The sequence below is a fragment of the Halopseudomonas bauzanensis genome (assembly GCF_900114735.1).
GTDB lineage: Bacteria > Pseudomonadota > Gammaproteobacteria > Pseudomonadales > Pseudomonadaceae > Halopseudomonas > Halopseudomonas bauzanensis.
In genome coordinates this window covers 147,010-166,274 of the sequence record NZ_FOUA01000002.1, presented here as the reverse complement: position 1 = coordinate 166,274, position 19,265 = coordinate 147,010, and the positions used below count along the sequence as shown (strand labels likewise).

Genomic DNA, 19,265 nt, shown 5'->3' with positions numbered 1-19,265 from the left:
CCATCAGGAGCGTCATGTCCGTGCGGATTACTGTCTGGGATTTGCCCCTGCGGCTGTTTCATTGGTTGTTGGTACTGGCGGTGACCGGTGCGCTGGTTACCATCAATCTCGGCGATAGCTGGATGGAATGGCATGGCCGCTTCGGTCTGGCGGTGGTCGGGTTGATCGTCTTCCGGCTGGCCTGGGGCGTGCTGGGCTCGACCCATTCGCGGTTCGCCAGCTTCTTCCCGTCACCGGCAGCGATCGCTCGCTACTGCCGAGGTCAGTGGCGGGGCGTGGGCCACAATCCGTTGGGGGCGCTGTCGGTCTATGCCCTGCTCGGGCTGTTTACCTTTCAGGCGTTCAGCGGCCTGTTTGCCAGCGATGAGATCGCCTTCAGTGGCCCGCTCAGTCAGGCCGTCTCCTACAACGCGGTCAATACCCTGAGCCGTTGGCACCGGCAGACCGAGCTGTGGCTGTATCTACTGATCGGGCTGCATCTGCTGGCGATCATCGCCTACCGCCTGCGCGGCCGGCAGCTGCTGGGGCCGATGCTGCATGGCAAGGTGGAGACCACCGAGGCGACCGAGCCGCGCGGTGGCGGAGCGGGTGCCTTCACTGTGGCGCTGATAGTCGCCCTGGCCGCGGTCTGGCTGGCCAATGGCGGCTGGCTTCAGCCCTGAGCTGAAGCGGCCGCCTCATCGGTGGGCCGCTTTAGCCCGCTCAGGGTATTGAAGGCGATGTGGGTGCTGGGGAATATCTCGCTGACCTGCTCCTGAATCCAGTCGGTCTGCTCCAACTGGTCCATTACCGGCCCCTTCACCTCCGCCAGATGAACCTGGATATCCCGCTCGCGTAACCCCAGGCTCAGCTCGCACAGCATGTCCAGGCCGGTGCTGTCGATATGGTTGACCGCCGAGAGGATCAGCAGCAGCTCGCGGGTGTCGGGATAGTCGCGCAACGCCCGCAGGATGGCCCGCTCGATGGCCTTGGTGTTGGCGAAGAAGATATTTTCATCGATGCGCATGGCCAGCAGCTGCGGCTCGGTTTCCACCAGGTGGCGCTGGGTGTTGCGGAAATAGTGGGTGCCGGGCACTCGGCCCACGACCGCCACATGGGGGCGGCTGCCGCGCCACAGCTGAGTGACGACGGAGAGCCCGACGCCCAACACGATGCCGCCTTCGATTCCAAGCAGTACAACCCCGGCGGCGGTGCAGATCAGCGTCAGGCCCTCGCGCCGGTCATAACGCCAGGCGCGTTGCAGGCTGGCCAGATCGATCAGCGGTGCTACCGCGACCAGAATCACTACCGCCAGCATGACCAGCGGCAGCCAGGCGAACAGCGGAGCGATGGTCAGTAGAATCAGACCGATCACCACCGCCGATATCACGCCGGCCAGCGGGGTATTGGCGCCGGCCTCGACGTTCACGCCCGAGCGGGAGAAACCGCCACACACGGCGAAGCCGCCGGTCAGTGCCGAGCCTGCGTTGGCCGCGCCCAGTGCGAGTAGCTCGCGGTCGGGATTGATGCTCTGGCGTTTGCGCCGCGCCAGGGATTGGGCAATGGAGACACTCTCGACGAAGCTGACCAGACTGATCAGCGCGGCGGGCAACAGCAGCGCCTGCAGGGTGACAACATCCGGTGTGGACCAGACCAGTGCTGGCAGTCCGGCCGGCAGACTGCCCACCACCGGCACGCCACGGGCACCCAGATCCCAGGCGATGGTGACCAGTAGTCCGATCAGCACCACCAGAATCGGCGCCAGCCGCGCCAGCAACCGGGCAGCTCCTGCGCTGATGCCCAGCCGCTGGAGATGGCCAGCCAGTCGGCTACGGGCATAGAGCAGCCAGGCCAGGGCCAGCAGCCCCATAGTCAGCACCAGCGTATTGACCGGCTGCCAGGCGGTCAGCAGCTGCGCCGGCGAGCTTGGCCACTCACTCAAGCCGAGCAGGTGGGGCAACTGACTGAGCACGATGAGAATGGAGGCGCCGCTGATGAAACCGCTGATCACCGGATGACTGAGAAAGTTGGCAAGAAACCCCATGCGCAACAAACCCAGCACGAACAGCAGCACACCGGACATCAGCGCCAGCCAGATAGCCAACTGGTAATACTGCTCGCTGCCGACCGTGGCCAGCGGTGCCAGCAGGGCGGCGGTCATCAGCGCGGTCACCGCGACTGGCCCGACCGACATGCTCATGCTGGTGCCGAACAGGGCGTAGCCAAGCAGCGGCAGCAGGCTGGCATACAGCCCGATCTGCACCGGCAGGCCGGCGAGCATGGCATAGGCCATGCTCTGGGGAATGATCATGATCGCCGTGACCAGGCCGGCAACCAGATCGCCGCTGAGCCAGGGCAAGCGATAATGGCGCAGCCACGCCAACAGCTCCTCGCCGCCAGGCGGCTGCAATCGCGGATTGTCACGCATCAATCAATCACCTGCCCACTTCTCCCGCTCGTCTGGATCAGCGCCGTTACGCCAACTGTGACGTACAGTGTAGCGCCAGCGGTCGGGCGCTGCACCGGTAGGGATCAGCCCGCCGCAGTGGCAACAGGTATATTGATCATCCGTTATTCAGTCATGGCCGAGGGCTGGAGGCGCGCCGGCGGATACTCGATACTCCAGTGATAAAAACCAACAGGGGAGAATGGCATGAACCAGCAACGCTTTGATCTGACGGGCAAGACGGCCCTGATAACCGGCGCCTCGGGTGGCCTGGGCGCGCATTTTGCGCGGGTGCTGGCCGGTGCAGGTGCCCGGGTGGTGGTCACTGCACGACGCATCGAGCGTTTGCAGGCGCTGGTGGCCGAGCTGCAGGCGCAGGGGCACGAGGCGCTGGCGGTGCCCATGGATGTGACCGATGCGGATAGCGTCAATCGCGGTTTCGAGCAGGCCGAGCAACATTGGCAACTGGTGGACGTGGTCGTCAATAACGCCGGCATCGCCGATCCGGTGATGTTCCTCAACATGACCGAGGGTAACTGGCGCAGCATGATGGACACCAATCTGGATGGCGCCTGGCGCGTCGCCCACCGCGCCAGCCTGGCCATGGCCAAGGCGCAGCGCGGCGGATGCGTGATCAATATCGCCTCCATTCTCGGCCTGCGGGTCGGCACCGCGCTGAGCCATTACGCGGTGGCCAAGGCGGGCATCGTGCAGTTGACCAAGGCCATGGCGCTGGAGCTGGCGCGCAACGACATCCGGGTCAACGCTATCGCGCCGGGTTATTTCCGTACCGAGATGAACAGTGATTATTTCGCGACGGATCAGGGGCAGGACTATATTCGCAGCAAGGTACCGATGCGGCGTCTGGGCCAGCTCGATGAGCTGGATGGCCCGCTGTTGCTGCTGGCCAGCGATGCCGGCTCCTTCATCACCGGGACCACCATCAACGTCGATGGCGGCCATCTGAGCAATAGCCTCTGACCGGAGCTATTGATTCATGATCCGTGGCAGCGATTGGCTCAGTTGCTGCGGATTCAGCGGGGGACGTAGAAACCCGACGTAGCGGCCCTCGGGATCGACCATGACCACCTGGCCGCTGTGGTCGACCAGATAATCGGGCTTGCTGGTATCAGGCTCGATGTAGGCGATGGACAACGCCTGGGCCAGCCTGGCCAACTGCTCCGGCTCACCAGTGGCGCCATGGAAGCCGGCCTTGAAGAAATCCAGATACTGGCGCATCTGTTCCGGCGTATCGCGCTGCGGATCGACGCTGACCATGGTGACGCGCAGGTTGTCCGCCTGCTCCGGTGGCAGGCTGGCAGTCAATTGCCGCAGCTCCGCCATGATGGTGGGGCAGATGTCGGGGCAGAAGGTGTAGCCGAAGAACAACAGATCCCATTGCCCTTGCAGCGCCGCCGGGGTCCACTCGCCGCCATCGGCCGATTGCAGGTTCACCTCGGGCAGCGGGCGTGGACTGTCGAACAGGAAGACGCCACTTTGCGATAGCTGCTCGCGGTCCAGCGGTGCCGGGCGTACTACCTTGTTGACCACCGCGCCGATGACCAGGGCGATTGCCGCCACCGTGATCAGTACGGTCTTCTGCACTCCACTCAGAGCCATCCGGCTACTCCTGCGTAATGGTCCACCAGCAGGGCAACGAATAGCCACAGCAGGTACCACAATGAAAATTTGAAGGTCTTGATCGCGGCATGGGCGCGACTGTCACGGTACAGCGCCCAGGCCCAGTCGATGAAGCGCAGGCCCAGCCCTACGGCGACAAGCAGGTACAGCGGGCCGCTCATGTGAATCACATAGGGCAGCAGGCTGACGGCAAACAGCATGAAGGTATACAGCAGGATATGCAGCTTGGTGTATTGCTCGCCGTGGGTGACCGGCAGCATGGGAATATCCACTTTGGCGTATTCGGCCTTGCGGTGAATCGCCAGCGCCCAGAAATGCGGCGGCGTCCAGGCGAAGATGATCAGTACCAGCAGCAGTGCCTCGGCGCTGATCTGGCCGGTCACAGCGGTCCAGCCCAGCAGCGGCGGAGCCGCTCCGGCCAACCCGCCGATGACGATATTCTGCGGTGTCGCCCGCTTCAGGAAGGAGGTGTAGATCACTGCGTAGCCGAGCAGCGAGCCGAGGGTCAGCCAGGCGGTCAAGGCATTAATCCAGAGCAGCAGAATGGCCATGCCGGCCACACCCAGCGCCAGCGCGAACAGCAGGGCGTGGAGCGGGCTCACGCGCCCCTGGGCCAGTGGCCGCCGTTGGGTGCGGGCCATATGCAGATCGATGCGCCGATCCACGACATGATTGATGGCCGCCGCCGAGCCGGCGCACAGGGCAATGCCCAGATTACCCAGCAGCAGTACCTGCCAGGCCACCGCCCCCGGTGTGGATAGCAGCATGCCAATGGCCGAGGTGATGATCATCAGCGCGACTACCTTGGGCTTGGTCAGCTCCAGGTAGTCGCGCCAGCCGGCAACGGCTCGTGCGGTTCTGGTCATGGTCGTCATGGTATTCCCCCGCGCCTTGGGCGCTTATTGTTATTGCTTTGACCCAGTATGTGTCATGACCTGCCGGCTGGCCAGCCGGCAGGTCGATTACCTCGCTACCGATCTCAGGCCGGTGTCCAATGTCCGACAGCGCCGGTGCCCTTTCTGTTCACCCGTATCACTACCGGGCGTAGCTGATAGTTCACCAGCACCAGGCTCAATAGCAGTACCGCACCGACTGCGTTATGCGCCACAGCCACCGCCAGTGGCAGGTGTGCGAGGATATTGGTGATGCCGAGGCTGATCTGGGTCAGCAGCACCAGGGTCAACCAGGCTGCGGTGCCGGTCAGGCCGGCGCGGTACAGCCGCCAGGCCAGCAGCAGGGTAACCAGCAAGGTGATCACGGCGCCTACTCGATGGGTGAAATGGATGGCGGTGCGACCTTCGCCGTAGAGCATGCCGCCCAGATAATTGGGGCCGATTTCCTGGAAGATATTGAAGCCGGCGGCAAAATCCATCTCCGGCCACCATTCCCCATGGCAGGTTGGCAGATCGATGCAGGCGACCGCCGCATAGTTGCTGCTGGTCCAGCCACCGAGGGTGATCTGCAGGATCACCACCACCAGCACGGCACGGGCCAGCGGGCGCAGAGCGGTCAGGCCGACATCGGCGGGGAAGCGCCCGGACAGCCGCAGGGCAAGCAGGAACAGCAGGCTGAGGGTGGCGAAACCACCCAGCAGATGGGCCGTCACCACTTGCGGCCATAGCTTCAGGGTGACCGTCCACATACCGAACAGAGCCTGGCAGATCACCAGCGCCAGTAGCCCCAGCGGCAGTTTCAGCGGGTAGCCGTCGCGACCACGTTGTTTCAGGGCAAACAGCGCCAGCCCGAGAATAGCCAGCCCCAACAGGCCGGCGGCATAGCGATGGATCATTTCAGCCCAGGCCTTGAAGGCCTCCACCGGATCATCCGGAAAACGCAGCTGCGCCAATTCCAGCGCCGCATCGCTGCGCGGCACACTGAGAAAACCATAGCAGCCGGGCCAGTCAGGGCAACCCAGGCCGGCATGCACCAGCCGGGTATAAGCACCGAGAATGACCACCACAAAGCCCAGCAGCAGGGCCGCGATAGTGAAGATAAAGCCGGGTTTACGCATGCTCATCAGCCCACCTTCGACACTTTCAACAGATGCCGCAGATCCTCCAGCAGGGCCTTGCCGGGATTGGCCGGATCGCGGTGCAGCACCACGCGGCCCAGGGGGTCGACAACCCACAGCTGCGGACCCTGCTGCCAGGCCTCCGGGTGGGCGCTGAGACTATCCCGGTAGGCTGCCGGCGAGAGCGGGATCTGCTGCAGCTGGGGATAGTCCCTCGCCAACTGAGCATTCAACTCGGCAGAGGCCGCTTGGCCGAGCGCCAGTACATGCTCCACCCGATCGGCTTCCCGGCCAGTAGCGACGTTGATCTGCCGTGCTTCATGAACGAGCGCCAGACAAGCCTCGGTGCATTCGCCCGGTGCGGTGACCAACAGGCGCCAGGGCGCACCATAGCCCACCTGCTCCAGCTCCAGTTGCCAGTCCTGCACGGTCAGCTGCGGTTCGACCAGCGCGGAGTGGTTGGTCTGGGTATGCGGAATGCCTACCCCGGTAGTTGCCATCAGCCAGGCGGCCAGGATTGGGCCCAGCACCACTGCGATAATGGCCAGCAGCTTCAGCTGGCCGCGTGGTCGGCGGGTATCGGGTGTCTGTTCAGTCATGCTCATCATTGTCGTTCCCCCGGGAGTCGGGCCGCAGGCCGGCCCAGATAAACAGTATCAGCAGAGCGGCGGCCAGGGCGAACCACTGGACCGCATATCCGGTATGTTTGCTGGCAGTCATCGGCAGCCCCGGCCAGTTCAACTGGAAGCCGCCCTGGCTGCCGGCCCGCAGCCGGGCCATCCACGGTAGCAGCGGCGCGCCGGTATGCGCGGCGAAGGCGGGCAGGTCAATGCGCCCGACCACTTTCGGCCAGCCGGCCGTGGGTGCACTGTGCAGCGTGAAGCCCTGCTCTGGCGCGGGCAGCGCTTCGACCTGCAATTGCAGATTGCCTTGTGGTGTGGGTACGGCGGGCAACTGTCGGCGGTCTGGCCAGGGCAGCCAGCCACGGTTGACCAGCAGCCGTCGATCGCTGGCGTGGTCATGGAATACTTGCAGTACCTCGACGCCCGGCCGGCCATCACGGGTGCGGTTGTCGAGCAACCAGATGTAGCGGGTGTCCAGGGCGCCGGTCAGCAGCAAGGGGCGCCAGGCGGCGATGGTTGTCGCGTCGAGTTCGGCAAGGGGCGTGGCGGGCAGGCTGCGTTGTTGATCAATCTGCGCTTGCAGTTCGCGTTTCTCTTCGGCCCGCTCCAATTGCCAGAAGCCAAGTCCGATGAGTACCGGCAGCAGCGCCAGGGTGAACACCCATAGCGGCCAGCCGGGCGCAAAACGATGCTGGCGCGGCATCGCGTCAATCTGGCTGTGGGACATGGGCCGGCGTCCTTGCGCGGTCTATACTGCGGAACACTTTCTTGAACATGGACCATCGCTTATGTGGTTGAAGATCATTATCGTGCTGTTGCTGGCCGCCATTGTCATCAGTCTGTTCAGTGGGGCGCTGTTTCTCCGCGACGCCGACTCCGGTGATCGTCTGCTCAGTGCCCTGACCGTGCGTATCAGCCTGACGGTGGTGGTGATGTTGCTGATTGCCTGGGGGCTCTGGTCAGGGCAGTTGCAGTGGGGCGCGCCGTGGCTGCACTGACCACGGCACGCTCTGGTCACAACACGTAGACGAAGATGAACAGCGCGACCCAGACCACATCGACGAAGTGCCAGTACCAGCTGGCGGCCTCGAAGCCGAAGTGATTATCCGGTGTGAAATGCCCCTTGTGCACGCGCACCAGCATCACCGTCAGGATGATCGCCCCCATGGTCACGTGGAAGCCGTGGAAGCCGGTGAGCATGAAAAAGGTCGAACCATAGATGCCCGAACTCAGGGTCAACCCCAGGTCCTGATAGGCGTGGACGTATTCGGCCAGTTGCAGGCCAAGGAAGATCACCCCCAGCACCACAGTCAACAGCAGCCAGTTCTTCAGTGCCTTGCGTTTGTCGGCGCGCAGGGCGTGGTGGGCAAAGGTCAGAGTGACGCTGGAAGCGATCAGCAGCAGGGTGTTGATGAGCGGCAGCTGCCAGGGGCTGATGGTCTCCTGTGGCCCCGGAAAGGCGGTGGGGTCGGGATTATTGATCAGCGGCCAGGAAAAGTTGAATTCCGGCCACAGCATGCTGCTTGAGCCCTTTTCGCCGACGCCGTCCAGCCAGGGGCCGGTAAGCACGCGCACATAGAACAGCGCACCGAAGAAGGCGGCGAAGAACATCACCTCGGAAAAGATGAACCAGGTCATGCCCATGCGGAACGAGCGGTCCATCTGCTTGCTGTACAGACCCTGACGGCTTTCCTCGATGACATTGCCGAACCAGCCGAAGAACATCCACACCAGAATCAGCAGTCCGGCATAGAGGATGTATTGGCCCGGCGAGGCGCCTGAGCCGCTGCTCAGGCCATTCATCAGCATACCGGCGCCGAAGACAGAGACCAGCAGGCCGATGGACCCGACTATCGGCCATTTGCTCTGATCCGGGACGTAATAGACTTCATGTTCTTCGTGACTTGCCATCTGTTGTTCTCCTTATCGGCAGCCGGAATTCAGTTGGTATGTACTGCAGCCAGATCGAGGCTGGCCGCCATGCGTTCGGTCACATCAAACAGGGTATAGGCCAGCGTCAGTCGTCGCACATCGTTGGGCAGAGCCGGGTCGACCACGAAACGCACCGGCATTTCGATGCTTTCACCCGGTTGCAGCACCTGCTGGGTGAAGCAGAAGCATTCGGTCTTGTGAAAGAACGCCGCCGCCCGCGAGGGGGCGACGCTGGGAATGGCCTGGGCCACCATCACCCGGTCGGTGGGGTTGTGAGCGAGGAAGTTGACGGTGCGGGCCTCGCCCGGATGCAGCATGATTTCATTATCCTCGGGGCCGAACGACCAGCGCATGCCCTCGGCATTGCTGGAGACGAACTGCACCCGCACCTCACGCTGCATATCCACCTGCTCCTGGCCCTGCCAGACGGACCCCGCGGTCTTGCCATTGATACCGAAGGCCTGACACATCACGTCATAGATCGGCACCAGCAGAAAACCGAAGGCGAACATGCCGACCACCAGCAGCAGCAGGCGTTTGACCAGACTTGCGGTACTTAGACCTTCGGTTTTCATGACAGTCTCCTATTTCACTTCTGGCGGGGTGCTGAAGGTGTGGTACGGCGCGGGTGATGGCACCGTCCATTCCAGCCCTTCGGCACCGTCCCATGGCTTGGCCGGGGCGGGTTTGCCGCCGCGGACGCACTTGATGACGATGAACAGGAACAGTAACTGGGTGGCGCCGAACATGAAGGCACCGACCGAGGACACCATGTTGAAATTGGCGAACATCATGTTGTAGTCGGGGATACGCCGCGGCATGCCCGCCAGTCCGACAAAGTGCATCGGGAAGAACGCCAGATTCATGCCGACGAAGGACATCCAGAAATGGGTCTTGGCCAGCACCTCGTCATACATGTAACCGGTCCATTTCGGCAGCCAGTAGTAGGCCGAGGCGAAGATGCCGAAGATCGCTCCAGGCACCAGCACATAGTGGAAGTGCGCGACCACGAAGTAGGTGTCGTGGTACTGGAAGTCTGCCGGCGCGATGGCCAGCATCAGCCCGGAGAAGCCGCCGATGGTAAACAGGATGACGAAGGCGATGGCGAACAGCATCGGTGCCTCGAAGGTCAGCGAGCCGCGGAACATGGTGGTCGCCCAGTTGAATACCTTCACCCCGGTGGGTACCGCAATCAGCATGGTGGCGTACATGAAGAACAGCTCGCCGGTCAGCGGGATGCCGACGGTGAACATGTGATGCGCCCATACCGAGAAGGACAGGAAGGCAATCGCGCCGGTGGCGTAGACCATGGAGGTGTAGCCGAACAGCGGCTTGCGGCTGAACGCCGGGATGATCATGCTCACCGCGCCGAAGGCCGGCAGGATCATGATGTACACCTCGGGATGACCGAAAAACCAGAATATGTGCTGGAACAGCACCGGATCGCCACCGCCGGCAGCGTTGAAGAAGCTGGTGCCGAAATGGATATCCATCAGCATCATGGTCACCACCCCGGCCAGCACCGGCATCACCGCGATCAGCAGGAAAGCGGTGATCAGCCAGGTCCAGACAAACAGCGGCATCTTCATCAGGGTCATGCCGGGTGCGCGCAGGTTGAGAATGGTGGCGATGATGTTGATCGCGCCCATGATCGAGCTGATGCCCGCCAGGTGGATGGCGAAGATGAAGAAAGTGGTGCTGTCTGGCCCGTAGGTGGTGGACAGCGGCGCGTAGAAGGTCCAACCGAAGTTGGGCGCGCCGCCTTCCATGAACAGCGTCGAGATCAGTAACCCGAAGGCCGCCGGCAGTAGCCAGAAGCTGAAGTTGTTCATCCGCGGCAGAGCCATGTCCGGCGCGCCGATCATCAGCGGCACCATCCAGTTGGCCAGGCCGACGAAGGCCGGCATCACCGCGCCGAACACCATGATCAGGCCATGCATGGTGGTCATCTGGTTGAAGAATTCCGGCTGCACCAGTTGCAGGCCGGGCTGGAACAGTTCGGCGCGGATGACCATGGCCAGGGTTCCACCGAGCAGGAACATGGCGAAGCTGAACCACAGGTACATCGAGCCGATATCCTTGTGGTTGGTGGTCAGTATCCAGCGCATCGGACCTTTGGCCGGACCGTGGGCATGGTCGGCGTGATGATTGTCGATCACTGCACTCATGACAGGTCTCCTATTGGCCATTCTTGAAGTTGAGGATATCGATGGGCGCGACTACTTCACCGGTGTCGTTGCCCCAGGCGTTGCGCTCGTACGTGACGACCGCAGCGATATCCACTTCAGACAGCTGCTTGCCGAAGGCGGCCATGGCAGTCCCCGGCACGCCGTTGACCACCACATCGATATGCGCGGCAACATCGTTGAGCACCATGTCGCTGTCCTTGAGTCCCGGGAACATCGGCGGCAGGCCTTCACCGTTGGCCTGGTGACAAGCCACACAGGTACTGGTGTAGACGCGCTCGCCGCGCTCCATCAGCTCCTCCAGGGTCCATTCCTTGCTGGTCAGTTCGGCCTCGGCGGCAGCGGCGGCCTTCTTCTCGGCCAGCCAGGCGGCATAGTCTTCCGGCGTGCGGGCATCCACCACGATGGGCATGAAGGCATGGTCACGGCCGCACAGCTCGGTGCACTGGCCACGGTAAATTCCGGGTTCGTCGATGCGAGTCCAGGCCTCGTTGATGAAGCCGGGGATGGCGTCCTTCTTCACCGCCAGCGCCGGTACCCACCAGGAGTGGATGACATCGGCGGCGGTGATCAGCAGGCGGACCTTCTGCCCGGTGGGCACCACCATGGGCTCATCCACCTCCAGCAGATAATGCTCGCCCTTGGCGGCCTGGTTGGCGATCTGGTCGCGCGGCGTCGCCAGATTGCTCATGAAACTGACATCTTCGCCCAGATAGTTGTACTGCCAGCGCCACTGGTAGCCAGTGATCACGATGTCGATATCGGCGTCGTCGGTGTCGTAGATCTCGATCAGGGTCTTGGTCGCGGGAATGGCCATGCCGACCAGGATCAGCAGCGGAATGACTGTCCAGAGAATCTCGACGGTGAGGTTCTCATGGAACTTGGCCGGCACCGCACCCCGGGAGCGGCGGTGCATGAACATGGACCAGAACATGACGCCGAAGACGATGGCGCCGATCACCACCGAAATCCAGAAGATGGTCATGTGCAGATTGAAAACCGAGCGGCTGACTTCCGTCACCCCCGGTGTCATGTTGACTTCCCAGCTGGCGCTGGTATTGGCGCTGAGTGCCATCAGGAACAGCACACCCAGCCAGGTACGTGCATGTCGCAACATCCCGGTTTCCCCTTATCTTATTGTTCTTATCACTCCCCTGGTGACGCCTGAAGGTGTAACCAGATAAAACCGAGTATAGACCCGATCGCGATCAAGGCAATGGCTTTGATTGTGGTTTTTCATTGAATTGTCAAGCCACAAATCGGTCAATTCCCGAGCGCATGGGCTCTGTTTCAAGGCACGGCCGTGCGGGCAATCGAGCTGCGCCGATATAGCCTGTCAGCTTACCGATGAGTCACTTTGACGATATGAAGGCACTCTGCTAGCTTGAATCCAACCCAAAACCCTGAGCATTTGCTGGCGTGCCACCCGGCCCGTCACCAGCGGGAGTACCAATGAAAATTTCCGAATTACGAGAGCGGGTGCGAGTTGCTCGCGAAGACGCAGGCAGTAGTGAGGCCTTGCGGCAGTGGCTTGATCGAAAACTGCCGCAACTGCACCGAACCATCAGCATGCGGGATGATGCTGGCACCACCCTGTTCAATTTCATCCAGGCCTATATAGAGCGCGTACCGGACATACTGGAGGCCGCACAGTCGGTAGCCAATCATGCAAAGATGCGGCCCCAGCTGATTCCGGTGTTGAAGGTGGCGGAGGAATTTTTCCTGCGGCCATCGGCTACGCCCGGATCTGATCGGGGCTTACTCGTACTGTTGGACGAAGCTTATCTGGCCCACCGGATGGTGGAGGAAGTCAACGACCGCTACGTCAGCCATGGTGGCGAATCATTGATTCCCATGAGCAACACCAAGGCCAACGTGATCGTCTATGAGCTGCTGGGTGAGGAATATGCCAATCAGCTGGATGCGGCGGTAGATGAAGCGGTAGCGGGGCTATTGCCGGAGGACGTGTTCGAGAGCCCGGCATTTCTGGCTTATAAGGCCGGCATCGACGAAGACGTGCGTCAGGACATGTGGCGCCGCTGGCCGAACATGGCGGAGGAGTTGGGGGTAGGGCTTACCTGGCGCGAGGATACCCCTGATTGCCCGTGATTGATGTGGCGGTGATGAGGCGGTATTGCCATGGGAGCGACCAGATCCGCGACGCTTTTCTGTCAGGCCCCTGCGCGGGCAAGCCCGCTGCCACAAGGCAGTGTCCGTGACCAACGAGGCCCCCGGACACGCCGCTGGCCGGAATGGAACCCGGCCGTTCCTTTCAGTCCTTCTTCTTCAGTTTCGGATTCGGATAGAACTGCGCCACGTGCGAAGTGGGTGATGGCTTGCTCGATGGCTGGATGGTCACGCGGGTAGGAAGTTCGCTGGGAACCGAGTTGCCCCGTTCATCCAGAGTATCGGCGTAGCCGCAGGCCACGCATTCGCGATGGGGTACCTCGTCCACCTGAAACATGCGGATGGTATCCATCTGGCTGCATGCCGGGCAAACCGCCCCGGCAATGAAGCGTTTTACCGGTTCCGATTGATTGTTCATGCTGCTTGTTCTCCAGTCAGGCCACTGTGGCGCAGCAGGGCGTCTACGGATGGCTCGCGGCCGCGGAAGGCGACGAACAACTCCATGGGTTCGCGGCTGCCACCCCGGGCCAGGATATTGTCGCGGAAGGCCTTGCCGGTCTCGGCATTGAAGATGCCTTCTTCCTCGAAGCGGGAGAAAGCATCGGCTGACAGCACTTCGGCCCACTTGTAGCTATAGTAACCGGCGGCATAGCCCCCGGCGAAGATATGCGCGAAGCCATTCTCGAAACGGTTGAACGCCGGCGGTCGCATGACCGAGATCTCCTTGCGCACCGCTTCCAGTACTTCCCGCGCACCGCGGCCATTATCGCCCTGGGCGTGGAGTTCGAAGTCGAACAGCGAGAACTCGATCTGGCGCAACATGCCCAGCCCGGACTGGAAGTTGCGGGCAGCCAGCATCTTGTCCAGCAGGTCCTGCGGCAGCGGCTCGCCGGTTTCGTGGTGCCCGGAGATCAATGCCAGGCCTTCCGGCTCCCAGCACCAATTTTCCATGAACTGGCTGGGCAACTCGACGGCGTCCCAGGCCACGCCGTTGATCCCCGAGGCGGCAGGGTAGTCGACGCGGGTCAGCAGGTGATGCAGGCCGTGACCAAACTCGTGGAACAAAGTGGTGACTTCATCATGGGTCAGCAATGCTGGCTGGTCGCCCGCGGCCGCAGTAGCGACTGGCGGAGTGAAGTTGCACACCAGATAGGCGATCGGCCGCTGCAATTCGCCGCCCGGCAGGCGCCGGCGGTCACGGGCGCCGTCCATCCAGGCGCCGCCGCGCTTGTGGCTGCGGGCATACAGGTCGAGGAAGAAGCGGCCGATGACTTCGCCGTTTTCCAGCACCTCGAACAACCGCGCATCGGCGTGCCAGCGCTCGAAGTCGGCGACTTCACGCAACTCGATGCCGTACAGTCGTCCCACCACGCCGAACATGCCTTGCAGGACCCGATCTACCGGGAACCAGGGACGTAACTCTTCCTGGGAGATAGCGTAGCGATGCTGGCGTAATTGCTCGGCGTAGTAGCCAGTATCCCAGCTCTGCAGTTCGGCGCAGCCCTTGCTCACGGCAAAGTCCTTCAACGCCTGCAGGTCGGCCTCGGCAAAGGCGCGGCTGCGCTGGCCGAGGTCGCGCAGAAAACCCAGCACCTGATCGGTGCTGTCGGCCATCTTGGTCGCCAGGGACAGCTCGGCGTAATTGGCATAGCCGAGCAGGCTGGCCAGCTCCTGACGCAGCTGCAGAATCTCGGTAATCAGCGGGCCGTTGTCATGCTCGCCGGCGTTCGGGCCCTGGTCCGAGGCGCGGGTGCAGTAAGCGGTATAGACCTCTTCGCGCAGGGCGCGGTCATTGGCGTAGGTCATCACCGCGTAGTAGCTGGGGAATTCCAGGGTGATCAGCCAGCCGTCCAGTTCGCGGGCGGCGGCCGCCTGCCGTGCCTGGGCCAGAGCCGATTCGGGCAGGCCGTCCAGCTGCGCGGCGTCGGTGATGTGCTTGGTCCACGCCTGGGTAGCATCCATCAGCTGGTTGGAGAAGCGGCTCTGCAGCTCCGACAGGCGCATCTGCAGTGCGCCGTAGCGCTGCTGTTGCTCGGGCGGCAGGGCGATACCGGACAGCCGGAAGTCGCGCAGGGCATGCTCGATAATGGTCTGCTGTGCCGGCTCCAGTTCAGCAAAACCGGTGCTGTCGGCCAGCTGGCGGTAGGCGGCGTACAGCGCCTGGTTCTGACCCATTTCGGTAGAAAACTGACTGAGCAGTGGCAGGCAGCTGTTGTAGGCATCGCGCAGCTCGGGGCTGTTCATCACCGCGTTCAGGTGGCTGACCGGTGACCAGGCGCGGGACAGACGCTCGCCCATTTCATCCAGCGGCTCGACCAGGGTGCTCCAGCTCCATTGTGCCGGCGGGTTGTCCAGCAGCTCCGCCAACTGGGCGCGACTATCCGCAATGACCTGCTCAATGGCTGGTTTGACATGGCTCGGCTGGATCGAACTGAATGGGGGCAGGTCATAGGACTGCAGCAGCGGATTGGACATGGCGGGGTTTCCTGAATAGCGTGGGTTCGTACAATGGCGCCATGGTAATCAAACCAGCAGGCCATTGGCAGCCAATGAAATCGGCTGTAATGCCTAATTAGATGATGGCGACAGCCAGTCAATTCAAGGGGTAAGTGATGAATATACGCCAATTTGCCGGCAAGACGCCGCTTCTGGGTGAGTGCGTATTCGTGGACAGCAGCGCGGTGGTGCTGGGTGATGTGGAGCTGGGTGATGATTGTTCGGTATGGCCGGCCACGGTGATTCGCGGCGACATGCATCGCATCCGCATCGGAGCGCGCACCAGCGTGCAGGACGGCAGCGTATTGCACATCACCCACGCCGGGCCATTCAACCCGGAAGGCTATCCGCTGATCATCGGTGACGATGTAACGATCGGCCACAAGGTGCTGCTGCATGGTTGCCGGATCGGCAGCCGCATTCTGATCGGCATGGGCAGTATCGTCATGGATGGCGCCGTGATCGAGGATGAAGTGATCCTCGGCGCCGGTAGTCTGGTACCCGCCAACAAGACCCTGCGCAGCGGCTATCTGTACATGGGCAGCCCGGCGAAGGAAGTGCGTCCGCTGAGCGACAAGGAGCGCGAGTTCTTTCCCTACACCGCGGCCAACTATGTGCGGTTGAAGGATCAGTACCTGCAAGAGGGGCTGTGATAGTCGCCGGCGCACTGAACGGTTTTAGAGAGAATGATGACCTGCTGGCGCATGATGGCGGATACTGGCGTGCAATCATTCCCATGAATAACGACCCGTTCAGCGTGCCCGGTGGTTTATGCTCGGGCAGAACCGGGGCTGGTGCCCCATCCCATCACAGCTCGGAGGCCTTGAGCATGTCTGCCCTTATCAATCGAAAAATAATTCTTGAGCGGCGCCCCCAGGGGGAAATCCAGGATGGCGATCTGGTCCTGGCCGAAGCGCCGGTACGCGAACTGCGCGACGGCGAAATCCTGATCAAGACCCTGTGGCTGTCCCTGGATCCCTACATGCGCCCGCGCATGAACGATTCCAAGGGTTATATGGACCCGGTCGGTATCGGTGAAGTCATGGTTGGCGAAAGTGTGGGTCGGGTAATCGAGTCCAAGTCGCCCAACTACAATGAAGGCGATCTGGTTACCTGTTATTCCGGATGGCAGGAATACTGCATCGTGCCCGGTGACGCGCCGATGATCTACAAGATCGAGCCACGCGGTGTGCCACTGCAGACTTATCTGGGCGTGGCCGGCATGCCGGGCCGGACCGGCTATTGCGGGCTGACCTATGTCGGTAAACCCCAGGCCGGGGAAACCGTGGTGGTTTCGGCTGCCTCCGGGCCGGTCGGCACCGTGGTTGGCCAGACCGCCAAGCAGCTCGGGTGCCGGGTGGTCGGTATCGCCGGTGGTGAGGAGAAGTGCCGCTTCGTGGTCGAGGAGTTGGGCTTCGATGCCTGCGTCGACTACAAGGCCGGCAATCTGGAAGGCGATCTGGCGGCGGCCTGCCCGAATGGTATTGATGTGTACTTCGAGAATGTCGGCGGTGAAGTCACCCGAGCGGTTGCCAAGCTGCTGAACAAGGGCTCGCGCGTGCCGATTTGCGGTTACGTATCGGCGTATAACGCCGAAGACGCGAGCAAGGTCGAGACGCCGTTCCACGTATTCGGCGCCATGGGCGAGAACAAGCCGGAGCATCGTTTCTTCTTGGTTACCGAGTGGCAGGACCGCCACCAGGAAATCACTACCCTGTTGGCCGAGCAGGTGGCCAGCGGCAACCTCAAGTATCGCGAGACGGTAGCCGAAGGGCTGGAGAACGCCGTGGAGGCGTTCAAGGGCATGCTCAAGGGCAAGAACTTCGGCAAGCAGCTGGTGCATATCGCCGACTGAAGCCGTGGAGAGGCGGCCCCACCGGGTTCACCCCCGGCATCTGGGGCAGCGGTGGCTGCGGTGTGTCGAGATGGAACTCGACACGCCAGCGAATCGCTCCCTGGGAGGGACGAGCACTAGCTCGTCCACGGGGCTGTCAACGAGGCCTTTCATCGAGCTGGTGCTCGACGTTCCCAGGAAACTCGACGTTCCCAGGAAACCCGACGTTCCCAGGGAGCTAGAGGTTGCCAGGCGCTCGGTACGCCATCAGCTCTTCGCCCACTCCTGCTCCTGCAATGCCCGCCACATGATCTTGCCGGTAGGTGATTTGGGCAGGGCGTCGGTGAATTGGATCAGCTTGGGACATTTGTAGGCAGACATGTTGGCCTGACACCAGGTGAGAATGTCATCGCCCGATGTATCGGCATGCCCTGCCGCCAGCGCGATCACCGCCTTGACCGTTTCCCCGCGGCGCTCATCCGGCACTGAGATCACGCAGACTTCCCGCACCGCCGGATGGCTGTACAACAGCGATTCCACTTCCGCCGGCCAGACCTTGTAGCCCGAGGCGTTGATCATCCGCTTGACCCTATCGACCAGAAAGAAATAACCTTCTTCGTCGTAGTAGCCCAGATCACCGGTGCGGAAGAAGCGCTTGCCATCCAGCTCGATGAAGGCCTCGGCAGTGGCCTCCGGGCGACGCCAGTAGCCCTGGAACAGCTGTTCGCCCTGCAATACGATCTCACCGACCTCGCCCACGCCGACTTCCTGCAGGCTATCCACGTCGACCACCCGGGAATCGACCCCGATGATCGGAATGCCCAGGCACTGCGGCTTGGGTGCCTGTGGCGGGTTCATGTGGGTGGCGCTGAGGGTTTCCGACAGCCCGTAGCCCTCGGAATACCGCAGCCCCAGCTTGTCCTCCAGCTTGGCGGCAATAGCCGCCGGCATGGCAGCGCCACCACCGCCGATGGCCCGCAGGCTGCTGATGTCGTACTGATCGATATCCGGGTCGGACAGCAGATCCACCACCATGGTCGGAATGTTGCGCCAGGCGGTGATGCTATGACGCTCGATCAACTTCGCCGCGGTCCGGCGATCCCAGCGGGTCATGATCACTTGGGTGGCACCCAGATAGATGGCGGCATTCATGCACACCTGCATGCCGGTGACATGGAACATGGGTACCGACACCAGTTGCACGCCATTATGCTGACTATTGCCCCAGACCGACGGATAGACCGTGGTTGCCATGGCGCTGTGATGGGTATGGGCGCAGCCCTTGGGGTTGCCGGTGGTGCCGGAGCTGTAGGGAATCACGCACAGGTCATCAGGCCCGGCGGTCAGTGGCCCCGGCTCGTAGGCGGCATCCAGGGCCTGCTGCCAGGCGGTAAGCCCATCGCGATGGGGCATGTCGGCGGACAGGGTCACTGCCTCGGGCAGCTCCAGATCGGTGGGTTCGCACACATAATCGCCGTAGGTGCCGACCACCACTTCGCGCAGCCCGCTGCTATCCAGCAGCTCACCGATGTTATCCAGCAGTTCGCGGCCGCACAGGGCAACCTGCGCCTCGGTGTCGGCGATCAGGTACTCCAGCTCGGCCTTGCGGTTCATCGGGTTGACCGGTACCACCACCGCATTGGCCCGCAGGATGGCATAGAAGCCGATCACGAATTGCGGGCTGTTCTGCATGTACAGCAACACCCGGTCGCCGGCCTTGACCCCGGTGTGCTGCAGGTAACCGGCCAATGCCTCGGCCTGGCGTTCGAGTTCGGCGTAGGTCAGCGTGGACCCGTAATAAATAATGGCGGGGTGTTGCGGGTAGCGCAGTGCGGAGATGCTCAGATTGGAATACAGGCTGGTCGCTGGCAGATCGAGAAAGTGCGGTACCAGATCAGGCCAGACGGCGTAATGACGATCGAACATACGCGAGGGCTCCGTGGGCGGTTGTTATCATTGTCGAGCCCATCAGCTAAGCATGTCCTGCACC

19 protein-coding genes are annotated in these 19,265 nt (G+C 62.3%); 6 read left to right on the top strand and 13 right to left on the bottom strand.

The window, feature by feature from the left end; all coding sequences use genetic code 11:
• Positions 1-14 precede the first annotated feature (14 nt).
• Positions 15-662, top strand: coding sequence for a cytochrome b/b6 domain-containing protein (locus BM267_RS07140; protein ID WP_074779085.1), 648 nt, complete (start codon positions 15-17; stop codon positions 660-662).
• On the opposite strand, the gene BM267_RS07135 is transcribed toward BM267_RS07140, so the two are convergent.
• Entirely contained in the window at positions 653-2,407 is a 1,755-nt protein-coding gene (locus BM267_RS07135; RefSeq protein WP_074779087.1) for a SulP family inorganic anion transporter, read from the bottom strand. The two genes, BM267_RS07140 and BM267_RS07135, sit on opposite strands and share 10 nt — an antisense overlap.
• A 225-nt stretch (positions 2,408-2,632) precedes the next feature.
• On the opposite strand from BM267_RS07135, the gene BM267_RS07130 reads away from it, so the two are divergent.
• Positions 2,633-3,406, top strand: a complete 774-nt coding sequence (locus BM267_RS07130; RefSeq protein ID WP_074779089.1) for an SDR family NAD(P)-dependent oxidoreductase — start codon at positions 2,633-2,635, stop codon at positions 3,404-3,406.
• A 6-nt stretch (positions 3,407-3,412) separates the two neighbouring features.
• On the opposite strand, the gene BM267_RS07125 is transcribed toward BM267_RS07130, so the two are convergent.
• The 5 genes from BM267_RS07125 to BM267_RS07105 form a co-directional block, all read right to left on the bottom strand.
• Positions 3,413-4,045: an SCO family protein gene (locus tag BM267_RS07125; protein ID WP_235818250.1), complete on the bottom strand. Its 633-nt coding sequence runs from the start codon at positions 4,043-4,045 to the stop codon at positions 3,413-3,415.
• Complete coding sequence (gene cyoE / locus BM267_RS07120) at positions 4,036-4,941, bottom strand: heme o synthase (RefSeq protein WP_036991522.1); 906 nt, start codon at positions 4,939-4,941, stop codon at positions 4,036-4,038. Before cyoE ends, BM267_RS07125 begins: the two co-directional genes overlap by 10 nt.
• A gap of 104 nt (positions 4,942-5,045) precedes the next feature.
• Positions 5,046-6,077 (bottom strand): COX15/CtaA family protein, encoded by a 1,032-nt coding sequence (locus BM267_RS07115; RefSeq protein ID WP_051611243.1) that lies wholly within the window; start codon positions 6,075-6,077, stop codon positions 5,046-5,048.
• 5 nt (positions 6,078-6,082) lie between these two features.
• Positions 6,083-6,676, bottom strand: coding sequence for a hypothetical protein (locus tag BM267_RS07110; protein WP_235818251.1), 594 nt, complete (start codon positions 6,674-6,676; stop codon positions 6,083-6,085).
• Positions 6,669-7,427 (bottom strand): SURF1 family protein, encoded by a 759-nt coding sequence (locus BM267_RS07105; protein WP_074779094.1) that lies wholly within the window; start codon positions 7,425-7,427, stop codon positions 6,669-6,671. The genes BM267_RS07110 and BM267_RS07105 overlap by 8 nt, the downstream gene beginning before the upstream one ends.
• Before the next feature lie 61 nt (positions 7,428-7,488).
• Here BM267_RS07105 and BM267_RS07100 point away from each other — a divergent pair, with 61 nt between their 5' ends.
• Entirely contained in the window at positions 7,489-7,698 is a 210-nt protein-coding gene (locus BM267_RS07100) for a DUF2909 domain-containing protein (RefSeq protein WP_036991520.1), read from the top strand.
• Positions 7,699-7,714: 16 nt separating this feature from the next.
• Here BM267_RS07100 and BM267_RS07095 read toward each other — a convergent pair whose 3' ends face one another.
• The 4 genes from BM267_RS07095 to coxB are packed head-to-tail and all read right to left on the bottom strand — an operon-like array spanning position 7,715 to position 11,935.
• A complete protein-coding gene (locus BM267_RS07095; RefSeq protein ID WP_036991519.1) occupies positions 7,715-8,611 on the bottom strand; it encodes a cytochrome c oxidase subunit 3 in 897 nt (298 codons plus the stop codon).
• 29 nt (positions 8,612-8,640) lie between these two features.
• The gene (locus tag BM267_RS07090) at positions 8,641-9,207 is read right to left on the bottom strand and encodes a cytochrome c oxidase assembly protein (RefSeq protein ID WP_036991517.1); all 567 of its coding nucleotides are present in this window, start codon (positions 9,205-9,207) and stop codon (positions 8,641-8,643) included.
• Positions 9,208-9,216: 9 nt separating this feature from the next.
• Positions 9,217-10,800: a cytochrome c oxidase subunit I gene (gene ctaD, locus BM267_RS07085; RefSeq protein ID WP_036991515.1), complete on the bottom strand. Its 1,584-nt coding sequence runs from the start codon at positions 10,798-10,800 to the stop codon at positions 9,217-9,219.
• 10 nt (positions 10,801-10,810) lie between these two features.
• A complete protein-coding gene (gene coxB, locus BM267_RS07080) occupies positions 10,811-11,935 on the bottom strand; it encodes a cytochrome c oxidase subunit II (protein WP_074779096.1) in 1,125 nt (374 codons plus the stop codon).
• Positions 11,936-12,270: 335 nt separating this feature from the next.
• Between coxB and BM267_RS07075 the strand changes: the two genes are divergently transcribed.
• The gene (locus tag BM267_RS07075; RefSeq protein WP_074779098.1) at positions 12,271-12,927 is read left to right on the top strand and encodes a hypothetical protein; all 657 of its coding nucleotides are present in this window, start codon (positions 12,271-12,273) and stop codon (positions 12,925-12,927) included.
• Between the two features lie 163 nt (positions 12,928-13,090).
• Here BM267_RS07075 and BM267_RS07070 read toward each other — a convergent pair whose 3' ends face one another.
• Together BM267_RS07070 and prlC are read right to left on the bottom strand one after the other, a co-directional pair.
• Positions 13,091-13,363 (bottom strand): YheV family putative zinc ribbon protein, encoded by a 273-nt coding sequence (locus tag BM267_RS07070; protein ID WP_036991511.1) that lies wholly within the window; start codon positions 13,361-13,363, stop codon positions 13,091-13,093.
• Positions 13,360-15,420 (bottom strand): oligopeptidase A, encoded by a 2,061-nt coding sequence (prlC, locus tag BM267_RS07065; protein WP_074779100.1) that lies wholly within the window; start codon positions 15,418-15,420, stop codon positions 13,360-13,362. Before prlC ends, BM267_RS07070 begins: the two co-directional genes overlap by 4 nt.
• Positions 15,421-15,557: 137 nt before the next feature.
• On the opposite strand from prlC, the gene BM267_RS07060 reads away from it, so the two are divergent.
• Together BM267_RS07060 and BM267_RS07055 are read left to right on the top strand one after the other, a co-directional pair.
• Positions 15,558-16,094, top strand: a complete 537-nt coding sequence (locus BM267_RS07060) for a gamma carbonic anhydrase family protein (protein ID WP_074779102.1) — start codon at positions 15,558-15,560, stop codon at positions 16,092-16,094.
• Positions 16,095-16,270: 176 nt separating this feature from the next.
• On the top strand, positions 16,271-17,296 hold the full coding sequence (locus BM267_RS07055) for an NADP-dependent oxidoreductase (protein ID WP_074779281.1): 1,026 nt from the start codon (positions 16,271-16,273) through the stop codon (positions 17,294-17,296).
• A 246-nt stretch (positions 17,297-17,542) separates the two neighbouring features.
• Here the strand turns inward: BM267_RS07055 and BM267_RS07050 are convergent, their stop codons facing one another.
• Positions 17,543-19,201: a long-chain-fatty-acid--CoA ligase gene (locus BM267_RS07050; RefSeq protein ID WP_074779104.1), complete on the bottom strand. Its 1,659-nt coding sequence runs from the start codon at positions 19,199-19,201 to the stop codon at positions 17,543-17,545.
• Between the last annotated feature and the right edge of the window lie 64 nt (positions 19,202-19,265).